Raw genomic sequence first — 12,811 nt, 5'->3', positions numbered from 1 at the left:
GCGCGCGTCAACCGGGTTCAGGCAATGGAAAACCCCGTGATGCTGCCAGGTCGGGGGTCCGCCAGCATCACGGGGTCGTATGGGGTATCGCCGACTCTTCCGGTGGCGTTACACCCGGGCTCGTTTGTGTTCCAGCTCACTTCTTACCGCATGTGCGACTGGTGCGCCTGCGCGATCGCCAACAGCTCCTGGCGCACGGTCGGGCTGGCGGCGGTCTCGATGGCACGGTTCACCGCGCGACGGGTCCGGGCCTGCGCGCGGCGGGCACGAAGCTTGGCGGCGAAGTTGCTCATGGGTTCTCGCATCCCCTCAGGTGGAGTCTCTCGTGGTGACTCCTCCAGTATGCACCTTTTTTCACAAGCTCGCCAACGATCCTCCGGTGACTTGGCGCACTCGCCGATGAATCATCGGCGAAGAAGGCGTATCGCGGACGATTGCGATCTCTAGCTGAAAAGCTAGAAAGCATTAGAAGACCCGATCAGTCCTCGCGGCGGCTGAGCAGGTAGTGCCCGAAGTGCGGCACCGTGAAGGCGATGAGCCCCCGCTCGGCGGAGTACACGAGCCCCTTCTTCATCAGGCTGTCGCGCGCCGGGGACAGCGACGACGGCTTCCGGCCCAGGTAGACGGCGATGTCCGAGGTGCCGGCACCCTCGTCGCGGCCCTGCGTCAGCTCCGCCATCGCCAGCAGGTACTCACGCTCGGCGGGCGTCGCGCGCTCGTAGCGCGAACCGAAGAAGCCCACGGCCAGCTCCTGCTCCGCCTCCGGGGCGGCGACCTGCACGTCCTTCACGGTGATCGGATCGGCGGGCGCGGCGTCCCAGGCCGCCTTCGCGTACGCCTGGATGAAGTACGGGTAGCCGCCCGAGGCGTCGAACAGCGCGTCCAGCGCCTCCGGTTCGATCCCGGCTTCCTCACGCTCGATGGGCGCCATCACCGCCCGGTCGGCGTCGTCGCGGTCGAGCCGGTCGATCCGCGCGTACCGGAACAACCGCTCGGAGTAGGACTTCGACGCCGACAGGACCGCGGGCACGTGCGGCAGCCCGGCGCCGACCACGACGAGCGGCGCACCCGACTGCGAAAGCTCGTGGCACGCCGCGCACAACGCCGACACGTCCGGTGCCTTGAGGTCCTGCATCTCGTCGATCAGGATCACCGCGCCCGTGCCCACGTCCGCGGCCAGTTCGGCGACGTCGGTGAACAGCTCGACGAGGTCGATCTCGATGTCGCCGGAATCCGCCCGCCCCTGTGCGGCGGGCACGTCGATGCCCGGCTGCCACCGGTCACGCAGCTTCGCGTCGGGCTTGCTCGCCTTCAGCGCGAACGCCTTGAGCACGCCCAGCACCTCGTCGACGCGGTCCGGCGCGCGGTGCCGCACCGCGAGATCCCGGATCGCGCGGTGCAACGCCGCCGACAGCGGCCGCCGCAGCTCCGCGTCCGGGCGGGCCTCGATCTTGCCCGCGCCCCAGCCGTGTTTGACCGCCATCGACCGCAGCTCGCCCAGCAGCACGGTCTTGCCGACACCACGCAGCCCGGTCAGGATCAGGCTCCGCTCCGGCCGCCCCCGCGCCACGCGTTGCAGCACCACCTCGAACGCGGACAGCTCGCGTTCCCGTCCGGCCAGTTCCGGCGGCCGTTGCCCGGCACCCGGCGCGAAGGGGTTGCGGATGGGGTCCATCCCTACGACGGTATCGGGGTTTCTAGTGCTGCTCTGATATTTGCCGAGAGACCGCTATCGGCGTGTCGCTACGGCTTTCTAGCGCTTTCTAGTGTTGAGCCAATAAAGCTGTAGAGCTTTGAAGAGGGGGCTAGTGGGTACTTCGGCGGCATCCGGAAGGCAACCTAGGAAGGCGACGACCGTGATCCTGCGTCGACTGGCCCGCCCCATGCTGGCGTCCATCTTCATCTACGGCGGCATCAACGCGCTGCGTCAGGCCGAAGGGCACGCCGAGGTGGCGAAACCCCTGATCGACAAGACGGTCGGGCAGCAGCAGGACAAGCTGCCCGACCAGGTGCCCACCGACCCGGTGAGCCTCGTCAAGATCGACGCGGGCGTGAAGATCGCCGCCGGCACCGCGCTCGCCTTCGGCAAGTTCCCCCGCCTGTCCTCGCTCGCGCTGGTGGGCAGCCTCGTGCCGACCACCGTGGCGGGGCACGCGTTCTGGGAGGCCAAGGACGCCGACAAGCAGGAGCAGATCATCCACTTCCTGAAGAACCTCGCCCTCGTCGGCGGGCTGCTCATCGCGGCGGCCGACACCGAGGGCAAGCCGTCCGTCGGCTGGCGCACGCGCCGCGCCGCCGCGAAGGCCTCCAAGCAGGTGGCCAGCACGGCGGGCGCGGCGAAGGACCTGCTGCCCGGCTGAGGCGTTACTTCTCCAGGATGGCCGTGATCCCCTGGCCACCGGCGGCGCAGATCGAGATCAGCCCGCGGCCGGAGCCCTTCTCGTGCAGGAGCTTCGCCAGCGTGGCGACGATGCGCCCGCCGGTGGCCGCGAAGGGGTGGCCCGCCGCGAGCGACGACCCGTTGACGTTGAGCTTCGCGCGGTCGATCGAGCCCAGCGGCTCGTCCAGGCCCAGCTTCTCCTTGGCGAAGCCCGGGTCCTCCCACGCCTTCAACGTCGCCAGCACCTGGGAGGCGAACGCCTCGTGGATCTCGTAGAAGTCGAAGTCCTGCAACGAGAGCCCGGCCTTGGCGAGCATCCGCGGCACGGCGTACGCGGGAGCCATCAGCAGGCCCTCGCGGCCGTGCACGTAGTCCACCGCCGCGGTTTCGGCGAACGTCAGGTACGCCAGCACCGGCAGCTTGTGCGCCTTCGCCCACTCCTCGCTCGCGAGCAGCACGGTGGACGCGCCGTCGGTGAGCGGGGTGGAGTTGCCCGCGGTCATCGTCCCGTCCGGCCCGCCGAACACCGGCTTGAGCTTGGCGAGCTTCTCCGCCGTCGAGTCCGGGCGCAGGTTCTGGTCGCGCGTGAGCCTGAGGAACGGCGTCATCAGGTCGTCGAAGAAGCCGCGGTCGTACGCGGCGGCCAGGCGCTGGTGGCTCGTCGCGGCCAGCTCGTCCTGGGCCTCGCGCGTGATGCCCCACTCCTTCGCGGTCAGCGCCGCGTGCTCGCCCATCGACAGCCCGGTGCGCGGCTCGGCGTTGCGCGGGATCTCGGGCACGATCTGGCCCGGGCGCAGCTTCGTCAGCAGCCTCAGCCGCTCGCCGAGGGACTTCGCCGAGTTGAGCCGCACGAGGATGCGGCGCAGGTCGTCGTTCACCGCGAGCGGCGCGTCGGACGTGGTGTCCACGCCACCGGCGATCGCCGAGTCGAGCTGGCCGAGCGCGATCTTGTTGGCGACGTTGACGATCGCCTGCAGGCCGGTGCCGCACGCCATCTGCACGTCGGAGGCCGGTGTCTCGGGCGAGAGCTTGCTGCCGAGCACGGCTTCGCGCGCCAGGTTGAAGTCCCGCGCGTGCTTGAGCACCGCGCCGGCGGCGACCTCGCCGATGCGTTCGCCCTGCAGGGAGAACCGGCTGACGAGCCCGTCGATCGCGGCGGTGAGCATGTCCTGGTTGGACGCGCTCGCGTAGGGGCCGTTCGAGCGCGCGAACGGGATGCGGTTGCCGCCGAGGATCGCGACCTTGCGGACGTCCATGACTTGCCTCCTGGTGGATCGCTGGGAACAGTGTAACCTACTCGCGAGTAGGTTGCGTGCGAAGCAAGGAGGGGTCCCGATGGCCGACCGCTACCAGCAGTTCACCAAGACGCCCGTCGGCAGGTTCCTGGTGCCGAAGCTCGGTCTGCCCAACCCCGCCACGCTGCGCCGCTACCGGCCGGGGCAGCCTCCGCTCGATGGTCCCGCACTCCTCGGCGCCGCGCCCGGTGGACGGCTGGAGAAGACCGTCCGCACGCAGCTGTCCGGTGCCGGGATCGAGGTGCTCACCGCGCCGGTCGAGGACCGGCGGTACGGCGCGCTCGTCTTCGACGCCACCGGCATCACCGACCCCGCGCAGCTGCGCGAGCTGTACCTGTTCTTCCACCCGGTCATCCGCAAGGTCGGCGCGTGCGGCCGGGTCGTCGTGCTCGGCACGCCGCCCGAGCTGGCCGAAGGCCGTGAGCGGATCGCGCAGCGCGCGCTGGAGGGCTTCACGCGCTCGGTCGGCAAGGAGCTGAAGCGGGGCGCGACGGTGCAGCTCGTGTACGTCGCGCCGGGGGCCGAGGAGGCCGCGGAGTCGACGCTGCGCTTCCTGCTGTCGGCGAAGTCGGCGTTCGTGGACGGCCAGGTCGTCCGCGTCGGCACCGAAGGGATTCCGGCCGTGCCGACGCCCGAGAACTGGGAGAAGCCGCTCGCCGGCAAGGTCGCGCTCGTGACCGGTGCCTCCCGTGGCATCGGCGAGGCGATCGCCGAGGTGTTCGCGCGGGACGGCGCGCACGTCGTCGCGCTGGACATCCCCGCCCAGGGTGCGGACCTGTCGAAGGTCGCGAACCGCATCGGCGGCTCGGCGCTGCAGCTCGACATCACCGCGGCCGACGCACCGGAGAAGCTCGCGAACCACCTCAAGGAACGGCACGACGGCGTGGACATCGTCGTGCACAACGCCGGCATCACCCGCGACAAGACGCTCGGCAACCTCACCGAAGGCGCGTGGGACGCCGTGCTCACCGTCAACCTCGCCGCGCAGCTCGCCGTGAACGACAAGCTGCTCGCGGACAAGGTGCTGCGGCCGAACGGCCGCATCATCGGCGTTTCGTCGATGGCGGGCATCGCGGGCAACGTCGGGCAGACGAACTACGCCACCAGCAAGGCGGGCGTGATCGGCATGGTCAACGACGCCGCGCCGAAGCTCGCCGAGTACGGCGGCACGATCAACGCCGTCGCCCCGGGCTTCATCGAGACGCAGATGACGGCGGCGATCCCGCTGGTCATCCGCGAGGCGGGGCGGCGGCTGTCGAGCCTCGGCCAGGGCGGGCTGCCGGTGGACGTCGCGGAAACCATCGCCTGGTATGCGAATCCCGCGTCCGCCGCGGTGAACGGCAACGTGGTCCGCGTGTGCGGCCAGGCGCTGCTGGGGGCGTGATGGTGGAGGAACTGAAGGCCGCGCCGCGACTGGCGCCGCTCTACGCGAAGGCGTTGTTGCCGTCCCGTGGCGGCGACACGCTGCCCGACGCCGAATACGTGCGCCGGGACGTGGAATTCGATCCACGGCACGTCGCCGCCTACGACCAGGTGTGTGGATTCCGCTTCGGTGACGAACTTCCCGCGACGTACCCGCACATGCTCGCGTTCCCGCTGCAGATGGCGTTGATGACGCGGCCGGACTTCCCGTTCCCGCTGCTGGGCATGGTGCACGTGGCGAACCGGATCACGCAGCACCGGCCGGTGCGGCTGGGCGACACGGTGTCCGTGCGGGTGTGGGCGGAGAACCTGCGCCCGCACGAAAAGGGCCGCCAGTTCGACGTGCTGAGCGAGGTGTCCACTTCGGACCGTGTGGTGTGGACGGAGGTGAGCACGTACCTGCGCCGCGGCGGTGGCGGCGAGAAGTCCGCGCCGGGCAAGCAGCTCGCCGCGCCGTCGCCGAACGCGATCTGGCGCGTGCCGGGCGACATCGGCCGCCGGTACGCGGAGGTGTCGGGCGACCGCAACCCGATCCACCTGCACCCGTTGACCGCGAAGCTGTTCGGCTTCCCGTCGGCGATCGCGCACGGCATGTGGACGAAGGCGCGGGTGCTCGCCGCGTTCGAAGGCCGTCTGCCCGACGCCTACACGGTGGACGTGCGGTTCAAGCTTCCCGTGCTGCTGCCCGCGAAGGTGGCGTTCACTTCTTGGCAAACCGAGACGGGCTGGGCTTTCGAGCTGTGGAACGCGCGGAAACCCAAGCCGCACCTGGAAGGCACGATCAGTCCGCCGGGCGCCACACCCGCCCCTCGACGAGATCGTTGAACCCCAGCCACACGAGGTTCATCAGCCACGACGCGAGCACGCCGTCGGAGACGTCGGAGTGGTCGAGCCACCAGTCGGCGAGCGATTCGGCCGCGCCGACGAGCGACGCGGCGAGCGCGGGCCCGGAGAACTCGGCCACCTGGCCGAGGCCCTTCTTGGTGCCCGCGTTGACGACGAGCGCGGCGACGATGTCGATCGCCTTGCTGCGCAACAGGTTCACCTCGTCCGCGAACTGCCCGCCGGTGGTGAGCGCGTGGCGGTGCAGCACCGTCCAGGAGTCGCGGTACTCGGCGACGAAGCGGTAGAACGCGCGCAGGCCGTGCCACAGCTGCATGTCCGGCGGCAGTTCCGGGCGCACGCCCTCGCGCACGGCCTCCAGCAGCCTGGTGGACTCGCGCTGGACGCACTTGGCGAACAGGTCCTCCTTGGCGCCGAGGTAGGAGTAGATCATCGGCTTGGAGACGCCGGCGACCTCGGAGATCTCGTCCATCGACGCGGAGTGGTAGCCGTGGCGGGAGAACACCTGCACGGCGGCGTCGAAGATCTGCCGTTCCCGCACGGCCCTCGGCAGGCGCCGGGACCGGGGCGGCGGGGCTTTCACGTCGTCGGTCACAGCAAGACGCTACCCTTTTCCACCGGTACGATCATCGGGTGTCTTCCGAAGTGATCGACGCACTGGCGCGGCGACTCGACCTCGCGAAGCTCGATGCCGGGCAGTTCATCCGGCTGCTGGAAACCCTGCACATGCTCGGCGTCGCGGGCGCGGGCGTGGAAATGCGCGAGATGTCCACGGAAACGCTGGTCGACGTCGTGGCCAGGGCGTCGAAGGAACAGTTGCGCGCGGTGGCCGAGCACCCGGAACTGCGCAGGGTGTTCCTGGAGGAGATCTTCCGCCGCATGTCGCGGCATTTCCTGCCCGAAAAGGCACGCTATTCGTCGGTGGTGGTGAACTGGCGGTTCTCCGGCGGTGAAGGGGACGGCGGGTACGACCGCTTCCAGACCGTGATCGAGGACGGGCGGTGTGTCTCCGGCGCCGATCTCGGCCGCGAGCCGGACACCACGATCACGCTGGCCGCCGACGACTTCTTCCGCATCGCCACGGGAAACGCGGCGGTGGCGGCGATGTTCGTGACGGGCAAGGTCCGCGTCAAGGGCGAGTACGCCCCCGCCGTGCGGCTGTCCGGCTACTTCGACATCCCTAGCGCCCCTCGATGACCGGGTGCGCGCGGTCGTCGGGCACGACCTCGCTGTCCACCACGATCACGCTCGGCGGCGTCCGCCTCTCGACGCGGCGCAGCCACGCGCGCCGGACCACGCCACGGGTCGGGGGCAGCAGCAGGAGCAGGCCCGCGAGGTCGCTGAGGAACCCGGGCACGAGGATGAGCACCCCGCCGAGCGCGACGAGCATCCCGTCGGTCACCTCGGCCTGCGGTGAACGCCCGGCCCGCGCGGCGTCGAGGAACGCGCGGGCGGCCCGCGCCCCCTCCCGGCGGGCGAGCCAGGACCCGAGCACGGCGCCGGCCAGCAGCAACCCGAGCGTGCCGAACACCCCGACGACGGAACCGACCGCCCAGACCGCGGCCACCTCGGCGACCACGTAGAGCAGGAACACGACAGCCATACCGGTTCAACGGACGGGCAGGTCCGTTTGCTCCCCGCAGCGGATGATCAACTCGGCGAGCGCCGCGGGCTGGGACAGGAACGGGTGGTGCCCGGCCGCCAGCTCCACCACCTCGCTGGCCCGGCGTGCCTGGGCGCGTTGCAGCGCCGGAGGTGTCGCGCGGTCCTCGGCGCACACGACGTACGTCGAGGGCAGCGTCCGCCAGCCCACGGAGTGCGGCGACTGCCCGAAGACCACCGAAGACTGCGCTGTCAGCCGTGCCTCCGCTCCGGCGACCGCCTCGTCGTCGCAGTCGTGCACGAACAGCGGCATCAGCGCCGGCTTCAACCGCACGAGGCCCTCGCCCGCGGGCTCGTACGGTGGCGGCCCGGACGCCAAGGTCGCGATCGATTCGCCGAGCTCCGGGAGGAACGAGTCGATGAAGATCAGCCGCCGTGCCGGAGGAGCCGCGGCCTCGGTGATCACCATGCCGCCGTAGGAGTGCCCGCACAGCAGTGCCGGCTCGTCCGAGGCCTCGAGCGCGGCCCGGACCGCCGCGGCGTCGTCGTGCAGGTCACCGCCTCCGCCGCAGCTCGGCAGTTCCACCGCCACGCTGTCGATCCCCGCCTCCGCGAGCAGCGGAGCCATCCGGCTCCACCACCACGCGCCGTCGCGGACGAGGGCGCCGTGCACGAACACCAGTCGCATATGAGTAGGTGTACTCAAGACAGGACCCGCCGCACAGGCGCATGGTTGCGCTCATGACGAAATCGACCACCGGGGCCTTCTTCGCCCAGGCCGCGATCTCCTTCGGGGTCGCGCTCGTCGCCGTCGCGGCGGGCATCGTGTTCCTGCCCGTCAGTGGGTGGGTGCGGGCCTTCCTGGCGCTCGGCCTGCTCTACACCGTCACCTCCGCCTTCACCCTCGCCAAGTGCGTGCGGGACCGGCAGGAGGACAGCGCGCTCACCAACCGGGTCGACCAGGCACGACTGGAGAAGCTCCTCGCCGAGCACGACCCCTACAAGGAGCCCGCACTGTGAAGTTCCACATGGCGGACACCGGGAACAACCCGCCGCGAACCGCTCGTTGTGCGTTGACGTGACTTCTGTGCAACGCACGCCCCGGGTGCGCGCGCCCGAGCTGTCCGGCGACGGGTGGTTCAACACCGGCGGCACGCAGCCGACGCTCGCCGAGCTGCGCGGCAAGATCGTGCTGCTCGACTTCTGGACGTCCGGCTGCATCAACTGCCTGCACGTGCTCGACGAGCTGCGCCCGCTGGAGGCCGAGTTCGCCGACGTGCTGGTGACGATCGGCGTGCACTCGCCGAAGTTCCTGCACGAGGGCGAGGCCGCGTCCGTCGAGGCGGCGGTGCGCCGGTACGAGGTGCACCACCCCGTGCTCAGCGACCCGAAGATGGAGCTCTGGTCGCAGTACGCCGTGAAGGCGTGGCCGACCCTGGTCGTCATCGACCCGCAGGGTTACGTCGTGCACGTCGCCGCCGGGGAGGGGCACGCGGAGGCGCTGCGCCGCGTCATTTCGGGGCTGGTCGCCGAGCACGAAGCCAAGGGCACGCTCCGCCGCGGCGGCAGCCTCTACGTGCCGGTGGAAGAACAGCAGTCCGAGCTGAAGTTCCCCAGCAAGGCCATCGCGACCGCGGAGGGGCGCATCCTCGTCGCAGACACGGCGCACCACTCCATCGTCGAGTTCGCCTCCGACGGGGAGACCGTGGTGCGCCGCTTCGGCAGCGGCGAGCGCGGCTCCGCGGACGGCGCCTTCGACGTGGCGACCTTCGCCGAGCCGTCGGGCCTGGCGCTGCTGCCCGCCGAGGTCGCCGAGCGCGTCGGCTACCACCTGCTCGTCGCAGACACGGCGAACCACCTGCTGCGGGGCGTGAACCTCGGCAACGGCATGGTCTCCACCGTCGCGGGCACGGGCAGGCAGTGGCGCGACGGCGAGACCGGTGGCCCGGCCCGCGAGATCGACCTCACCAGCCCCTGGGACGTCGTCTGGTTCGCACCCGCCGGTGGAGCGGTCGTCGCGATGGCGGGCAACCACACGCTCGGCCTGTTCGACCCCGTCGAGGGCGCCATCACCCGGTACGCGGGCACGACGGTCGAGGGCCTGCGGGACGGCGTGCTCGCCGAGGCGTTCTTCGCGCAGACGTCCGGTCTCGCCGTGCAGGGCAACCGGCTGTGGCTGGCCGACGCGGAGACGTCGGCGCTGCGCTGGATCGAGGACGGCGAGGTGCACACGGCCGTCGGCTACGACCTGTTCACCTTCGGCCACCGGGACGGCGACGCCGCCGACGCGCTGCTCCAGCACCCGCTCGGCGTCGCGGTGCTGCCCGACGGCACGATCGCCATCGCCGACACCTACAACGGCGCGATCCGCCGCTACGACCCCGAGACCACCAAGGTCGGCACGATCGCGAGCGGGCTGGCCGAGCCCTCCGGGCTGCTGGTCACCGACGAGGCGCTGATCGTCGTCGAGTCCGCCGGGCACCGGCTCACGGCGTTGCCGCTGTCGCCGGACGCCGCGCAGGTCGCCGGGGACGCGCACGAGGTCCGCCGCCCGCCGAGCGTGCTCGCGCCGGGTGAGGTGGAGCTGACGGTGGTGTTCACGCCGCCGCCCGGGGAGAAGCTCGACGACCGGTTCGGTCCGTCGACGCGCCTGGAAATCAGCGCCTCCCCGCCCGAACTGCTCGTCGACGGTGGTGGCACGGGCACCGAGCTGACGCGGAAGATCCGGCTCGCCGAGGGCTTGTCCGAAGGTGTGCTGCAGGTCGTGGCGCAGGCCGCGAGCTGCGATTCCGACGCCGAGCACCCGGTGTGCCGGGTGACGCGTCAGGACTGGGGCGTGCCGGTGCGGCTGACCGCCGACGGCCCGGCGGAGCTGCGGCTCATCCTGGCGGGGGCGGGGTAAGGCCCCGTTCGAGGACGTCCATGGCCTGGTGCAGGAGTGTCACCAGGTCGGGACCCTCGCCGGGCTGCCAGGACGCGATGGCGGTGCGGTTCGCGGCGAACGCGGCCGCCGCCGTCGTGCGCACGTAGACGTCGTCGGCGGGCAGCCCGGTGCGGTCCGCGATCGCCCGCACGACGGTCTCTTCGATGGTCTTGTTGGTGTGCGCCAGCCGGTTCATCAGCTCGGGGTACTCGCGGAGCAGCAGCGTGCGCTCCCGGAACGTCTCGCTCCCCGTCATCTCGGCGAAGCGCGCGGCGAACACCGCCCGTAGCGCGGTGAGCGGGTTCTCCTCCGCCGGGCGCTCGGTGATCCGCCGGCCCAGCGTGGCGATGCTGAGGTCGAGCGACAGGACGGCGTCGTCCTTGCACTCGAAGTAGTTGAAGAAGGTCCTCGGCGAGACGCCGGCCTTCGCGCAGATGTCCTCGACGGTCACCGACTGCGGCCCGTGCTCGCGGTAGAGGGTGATCGCCGCGTGCCGCAACGCCTGCCGCGTCGCTTCCTTCTTCCGCTCGCGAAGCCCCGTCGCTGTCATACTTCTTACAGTACTGCATTTTTGCACTGCTGCAAAAAAGCGTACGATGGACCATATGGCGGATGGAGTGGAGACCGAGACGAACGAATCGAAGCAGCCCCTGACCCGGACACTGGCGGAGACGCTGTGGTTCCCCGTGTTCTTCTTCACCGGCTTCCTGGTCTGCTACCTGCTGGCGTTCCACCAGCCGACGCCGCACCACGTGAAGGTCGCCGTGGCCGATCCCGCCGCGGCCGCGCGCATCGACGCCGCGCTGGGCCAGGCGAGCCCCGGCGCCTTCGACGTCCTCCCCGTCGCCAGCGGTGACGCGGCCCGCCAGGCCGTCCTGGACCGCGACGCGACGGCCGGCTTCTCCGCCGACCCGGCCCACCCGACGCTGTACGTCGCCAAGGCCGACGGCTACATGCTCGAGTCGATCCTCACCCAGACCTTCACGCCGATCGCCGCGCGGAGCGGCGGCACGATGGCCGTCGTCGACCTCGCCCCGACCGCGAGCGGCGACCCGATGGGCACCGGCATGTTCTACCTGGTGCTGGCGTGGAACATCCCCAGCTACATCGTGGTCATGATGCTGCTGCGGGCCGTTACCATGAGCCGTCGCACGAAGCTGTGGCTGCTCGTCGGCTGGGCCGCGTTCCTCAGCGTGGCCGGTTACCTCGGCGGGCTCGCGATGCACGTCATCCCGAACCACCCGGCGGTCATCCCGCTGGCGTTCCTGCTCAGCCTCGGCATCTCGCTGACCTCGTTCGGTTTCGTGCCGATCGCCAAGCAGTACTTCCCCGGGGTCGCGATGGGGCTGTTCGTGCTGCTGTCGATGCCCTCCAGCGGCGGGGCCGTGCCGGTCCAGCTCGTGCCGGGCTTCTTCCGCGCGCTGCACCCGTTCATGCCCATGGGCAACCTCATCGAGGCCGCCCGCGGCATCTTCTACTTCAACGGCGTCGGCATCCTGCGGCCCATTCTCATGTTGTGCGCCTGGGTGCTGGTCGGTGTCGCGCTGGTCGCCGGTCACGCGCTGTGGCAGAAGCGGAAGGCGGCCCCCGAACAGGCCGTCGCCGAGCCGCCCGTCGAGGACCCGGTGTTCGAGATGCCCCAGCCCACGGCGGTTCCGGCGCGGCACCGCCACTTCGGCGAGCCGGTGCCCGTGGTCAGCGGTGCGGTCCGCGGCAGCGAAGGTGAACCCGTGCCCGGTGCCGTGGTGACGGTCATGGGCGGGCGCGGCCAGCAGCTCGTGCGGACGGTCGCGGACGAGTCCGGTTGCTACGCCGTGGCGGGGTTGCCGGAGCAGTTCGTGGACCTGGTCGTGTCCGCGCCGGGCCGGTATTCGACGGTGCGGCGGATCCTCGTCCGCGAGGGTGAAACACGCCGCGAGGACTTCGAGCTGAGCGGCAGGCGCCAGCCGGTGTCCGCGGTGGCGGGTGCGTAGCATTACCAAGGTGTCCGAACCCACCAGTGTCCCAGCTCCGGGACCCAAACTCGAGATTCAGATGCTGCACGACCGGGTACTGGTCCGGTTGGCGGCCGAGGAGGGCGAGCGGCGGAGCAGCGGCGGCATCGTGATCCCCGCGACGGCCCAGGTCGCGCGCCGGCTTGCCTGGGGCGATGTACTCGGGGTAGGCAGTAACGTGCGCAACGTGAAGGTCTCCGACCGCGTGCTGTTCAACCCGGAGGACCAGTTGGAGGTGGAGGTCCAGGGCGAGGCGTACCTCGTCATGCGGGAGCGCGACATCCACGCGGTGGCGACCGAACGCACGGAGCACGGAACGGGGCTGTACCTGTAACTGCGCGGGGAGGGGTGT

Annotated in this window: 15 protein-coding genes; 8 read left to right on the top strand and 7 right to left on the bottom strand. The window is 70.6% G+C overall.

The features are described from left to right. Window positions 1-143 precede the first annotated feature (143 nt). Together ABFX51_RS08615 and ABFX51_RS08610 are read right to left on the bottom strand one after the other, a co-directional pair. On the bottom strand, window positions 144-293 hold the full coding sequence (locus ABFX51_RS08615; RefSeq protein WP_346053285.1) for a hypothetical protein: 150 nt from the start codon (window positions 291-293) through the stop codon (window positions 144-146). A 185-nt stretch (window positions 294-478) separates the two neighbouring features. Next, complete coding sequence (locus tag ABFX51_RS08610) at window positions 479-1,675, bottom strand: ATP-binding protein (protein WP_091506452.1); 1,197 nt, start codon at window positions 1,673-1,675, stop codon at window positions 479-481. Between the two features lie 181 nt (window positions 1,676-1,856). On the opposite strand from ABFX51_RS08610, the gene ABFX51_RS08605 reads away from it, so the two are divergent. Next, window positions 1,857-2,360, top strand: coding sequence for a DoxX family protein (locus tag ABFX51_RS08605; protein ID WP_245783027.1), 504 nt, complete (start codon window positions 1,857-1,859; stop codon window positions 2,358-2,360). Between the two features lie 4 nt (window positions 2,361-2,364). Here ABFX51_RS08605 and ABFX51_RS08600 read toward each other — a convergent pair whose 3' ends face one another. Further along, window positions 2,365-3,636, bottom strand: a complete 1,272-nt coding sequence (locus tag ABFX51_RS08600; RefSeq protein WP_091506450.1) for an acetyl-CoA C-acetyltransferase — start codon at window positions 3,634-3,636, stop codon at window positions 2,365-2,367. Between the two features lie 79 nt (window positions 3,637-3,715). Between ABFX51_RS08600 and ABFX51_RS08595 the strand changes: the two genes are divergently transcribed. Continuing rightward, the gene (locus ABFX51_RS08595) at window positions 3,716-5,059 is read left to right on the top strand and encodes a 3-oxoacyl-ACP reductase (protein WP_091506447.1); all 1,344 of its coding nucleotides are present in this window, start codon (window positions 3,716-3,718) and stop codon (window positions 5,057-5,059) included. Beyond that, the gene (locus ABFX51_RS08590) at window positions 5,059-5,922 is read left to right on the top strand and encodes a MaoC/PaaZ C-terminal domain-containing protein (RefSeq protein WP_428832458.1); all 864 of its coding nucleotides are present in this window, start codon (window positions 5,059-5,061) and stop codon (window positions 5,920-5,922) included. The genes ABFX51_RS08595 and ABFX51_RS08590 overlap by 1 nt, the downstream gene beginning before the upstream one ends. Here the strand turns inward: ABFX51_RS08590 and ABFX51_RS08585 are convergent. Further along, complete coding sequence (locus ABFX51_RS08585; RefSeq protein WP_091506442.1) at window positions 5,879-6,535, bottom strand: TetR/AcrR family transcriptional regulator; 657 nt, start codon at window positions 6,533-6,535, stop codon at window positions 5,879-5,881. The two genes, ABFX51_RS08590 and ABFX51_RS08585, sit on opposite strands and share 44 nt — an antisense overlap. A 50-nt stretch (window positions 6,536-6,585) precedes the next feature. On the opposite strand from ABFX51_RS08585, the gene ABFX51_RS08580 reads away from it, so the two are divergent. Beyond that, window positions 6,586-7,137 (top strand): SCP2 sterol-binding domain-containing protein, encoded by a 552-nt coding sequence (locus ABFX51_RS08580; RefSeq protein WP_425425805.1) that lies wholly within the window; start codon window positions 6,586-6,588, stop codon window positions 7,135-7,137. Here ABFX51_RS08580 and ABFX51_RS08575 read toward each other — a convergent pair. Both ABFX51_RS08575 and ABFX51_RS08570 read right to left on the bottom strand, forming a co-directional pair. Beyond that, the gene (locus ABFX51_RS08575) at window positions 7,121-7,543 is read right to left on the bottom strand and encodes an FxsA family protein (RefSeq protein WP_091506439.1); all 423 of its coding nucleotides are present in this window, start codon (window positions 7,541-7,543) and stop codon (window positions 7,121-7,123) included. The genes ABFX51_RS08580 and ABFX51_RS08575 overlap by 17 nt on opposite strands. Before the next feature lie 6 nt (window positions 7,544-7,549). Next, complete coding sequence (locus tag ABFX51_RS08570; protein ID WP_346053279.1) at window positions 7,550-8,230, bottom strand: alpha/beta hydrolase; 681 nt, start codon at window positions 8,228-8,230, stop codon at window positions 7,550-7,552. A 53-nt stretch (window positions 8,231-8,283) separates the two neighbouring features. On the opposite strand from ABFX51_RS08570, the gene ABFX51_RS08565 reads away from it, so the two are divergent. Continuing rightward, a complete protein-coding gene (locus tag ABFX51_RS08565) occupies window positions 8,284-8,562 on the top strand; it encodes a YiaA/YiaB family inner membrane protein (protein ID WP_091506436.1) in 279 nt (92 codons plus the stop codon). An 85-nt stretch (window positions 8,563-8,647) separates the two neighbouring features. After that, window positions 8,648-10,444, top strand: coding sequence for an NHL domain-containing thioredoxin family protein (locus tag ABFX51_RS08560; protein ID WP_346053568.1), 1,797 nt, complete (start codon window positions 8,648-8,650; stop codon window positions 10,442-10,444). Here ABFX51_RS08560 and ABFX51_RS08555 read toward each other — a convergent pair. Beyond that, window positions 10,422-11,015: a TetR/AcrR family transcriptional regulator gene (locus ABFX51_RS08555; protein ID WP_346053277.1), complete on the bottom strand. Its 594-nt coding sequence runs from the start codon at window positions 11,013-11,015 to the stop codon at window positions 10,422-10,424. The genes ABFX51_RS08560 and ABFX51_RS08555 overlap by 23 nt on opposite strands. 55 nt (window positions 11,016-11,070) lie before the next feature. On the opposite strand from ABFX51_RS08555, the gene ABFX51_RS08550 reads away from it, so the two are divergent. Beyond that, a complete protein-coding gene (locus tag ABFX51_RS08550) occupies window positions 11,071-12,438 on the top strand; it encodes a carboxypeptidase regulatory-like domain-containing protein (protein WP_346053275.1) in 1,368 nt (455 codons plus the stop codon). A 61-nt stretch (window positions 12,439-12,499) separates the two neighbouring features. Then, window positions 12,500-12,793, top strand: coding sequence for a GroES family chaperonin (locus tag ABFX51_RS08545; protein WP_091506427.1), 294 nt, complete (start codon window positions 12,500-12,502; stop codon window positions 12,791-12,793). Window positions 12,794-12,811 lie beyond the last annotated feature (18 nt).

Source organism: Amycolatopsis dongchuanensis (genome assembly GCF_039542405.1).
In the GTDB taxonomy this organism is placed as follows: domain Bacteria; phylum Actinomycetota; class Actinomycetes; order Mycobacteriales; family Pseudonocardiaceae; genus Amycolatopsis_E; species Amycolatopsis_E sacchari.
Note: the sequence above shows the minus strand (reverse complement) of the source record. Positions and strands in the feature narration are given on the sequence as shown.

Excerpts from the sequence above, each read along its gene's own strand:
- ABFX51_RS08610 (WP_091506452.1), bottom strand. The coding sequence starts at position 1,675 with ATGGACCCCATCCGCAACCCCTTCGCGCCGGGTGCCGGGCAACGGCCG.
- ABFX51_RS08555 (WP_346053277.1), bottom strand. The coding sequence starts at position 11,015 with ATGACAGCGACGGGGCTTCGCGAGCGGAAGAAGGAAGCGACGCGGCAG.
- ABFX51_RS08600 (WP_091506450.1), bottom strand. The coding sequence starts at position 3,636 with ATGGACGTCCGCAAGGTCGCGATCCTCGGCGGCAACCGCATCCCGTTC.
- ABFX51_RS08565 (WP_091506436.1), top strand. The coding sequence starts at position 8,284 with ATGACGAAATCGACCACCGGGGCCTTCTTCGCCCAGGCCGCGATCTCC.
- ABFX51_RS08575 (WP_091506439.1), bottom strand. The coding sequence starts at position 7,543 with ATGGCTGTCGTGTTCCTGCTCTACGTGGTCGCCGAGGTGGCCGCGGTC.
- ABFX51_RS08615 (WP_346053285.1), bottom strand. The coding sequence starts at position 293 with ATGAGCAACTTCGCCGCCAAGCTTCGTGCCCGCCGCGCGCAGGCCCGG.
- ABFX51_RS08570 (WP_346053279.1), bottom strand. The coding sequence starts at position 8,230 with ATGCGACTGGTGTTCGTGCACGGCGCCCTCGTCCGCGACGGCGCGTGG.
- ABFX51_RS08590 (WP_428832458.1), top strand. The coding sequence starts at position 5,059 with ATGGTGGAGGAACTGAAGGCCGCGCCGCGACTGGCGCCGCTCTACGCG.
- ABFX51_RS08545 (WP_091506427.1), top strand. The coding sequence starts at position 12,500 with ATGCTGCACGACCGGGTACTGGTCCGGTTGGCGGCCGAGGAGGGCGAG.
- ABFX51_RS08595 (WP_091506447.1), top strand. The coding sequence starts at position 3,716 with ATGGCCGACCGCTACCAGCAGTTCACCAAGACGCCCGTCGGCAGGTTC.
- ABFX51_RS08550 (WP_346053275.1), top strand. The coding sequence starts at position 11,071 with ATGGCGGATGGAGTGGAGACCGAGACGAACGAATCGAAGCAGCCCCTG.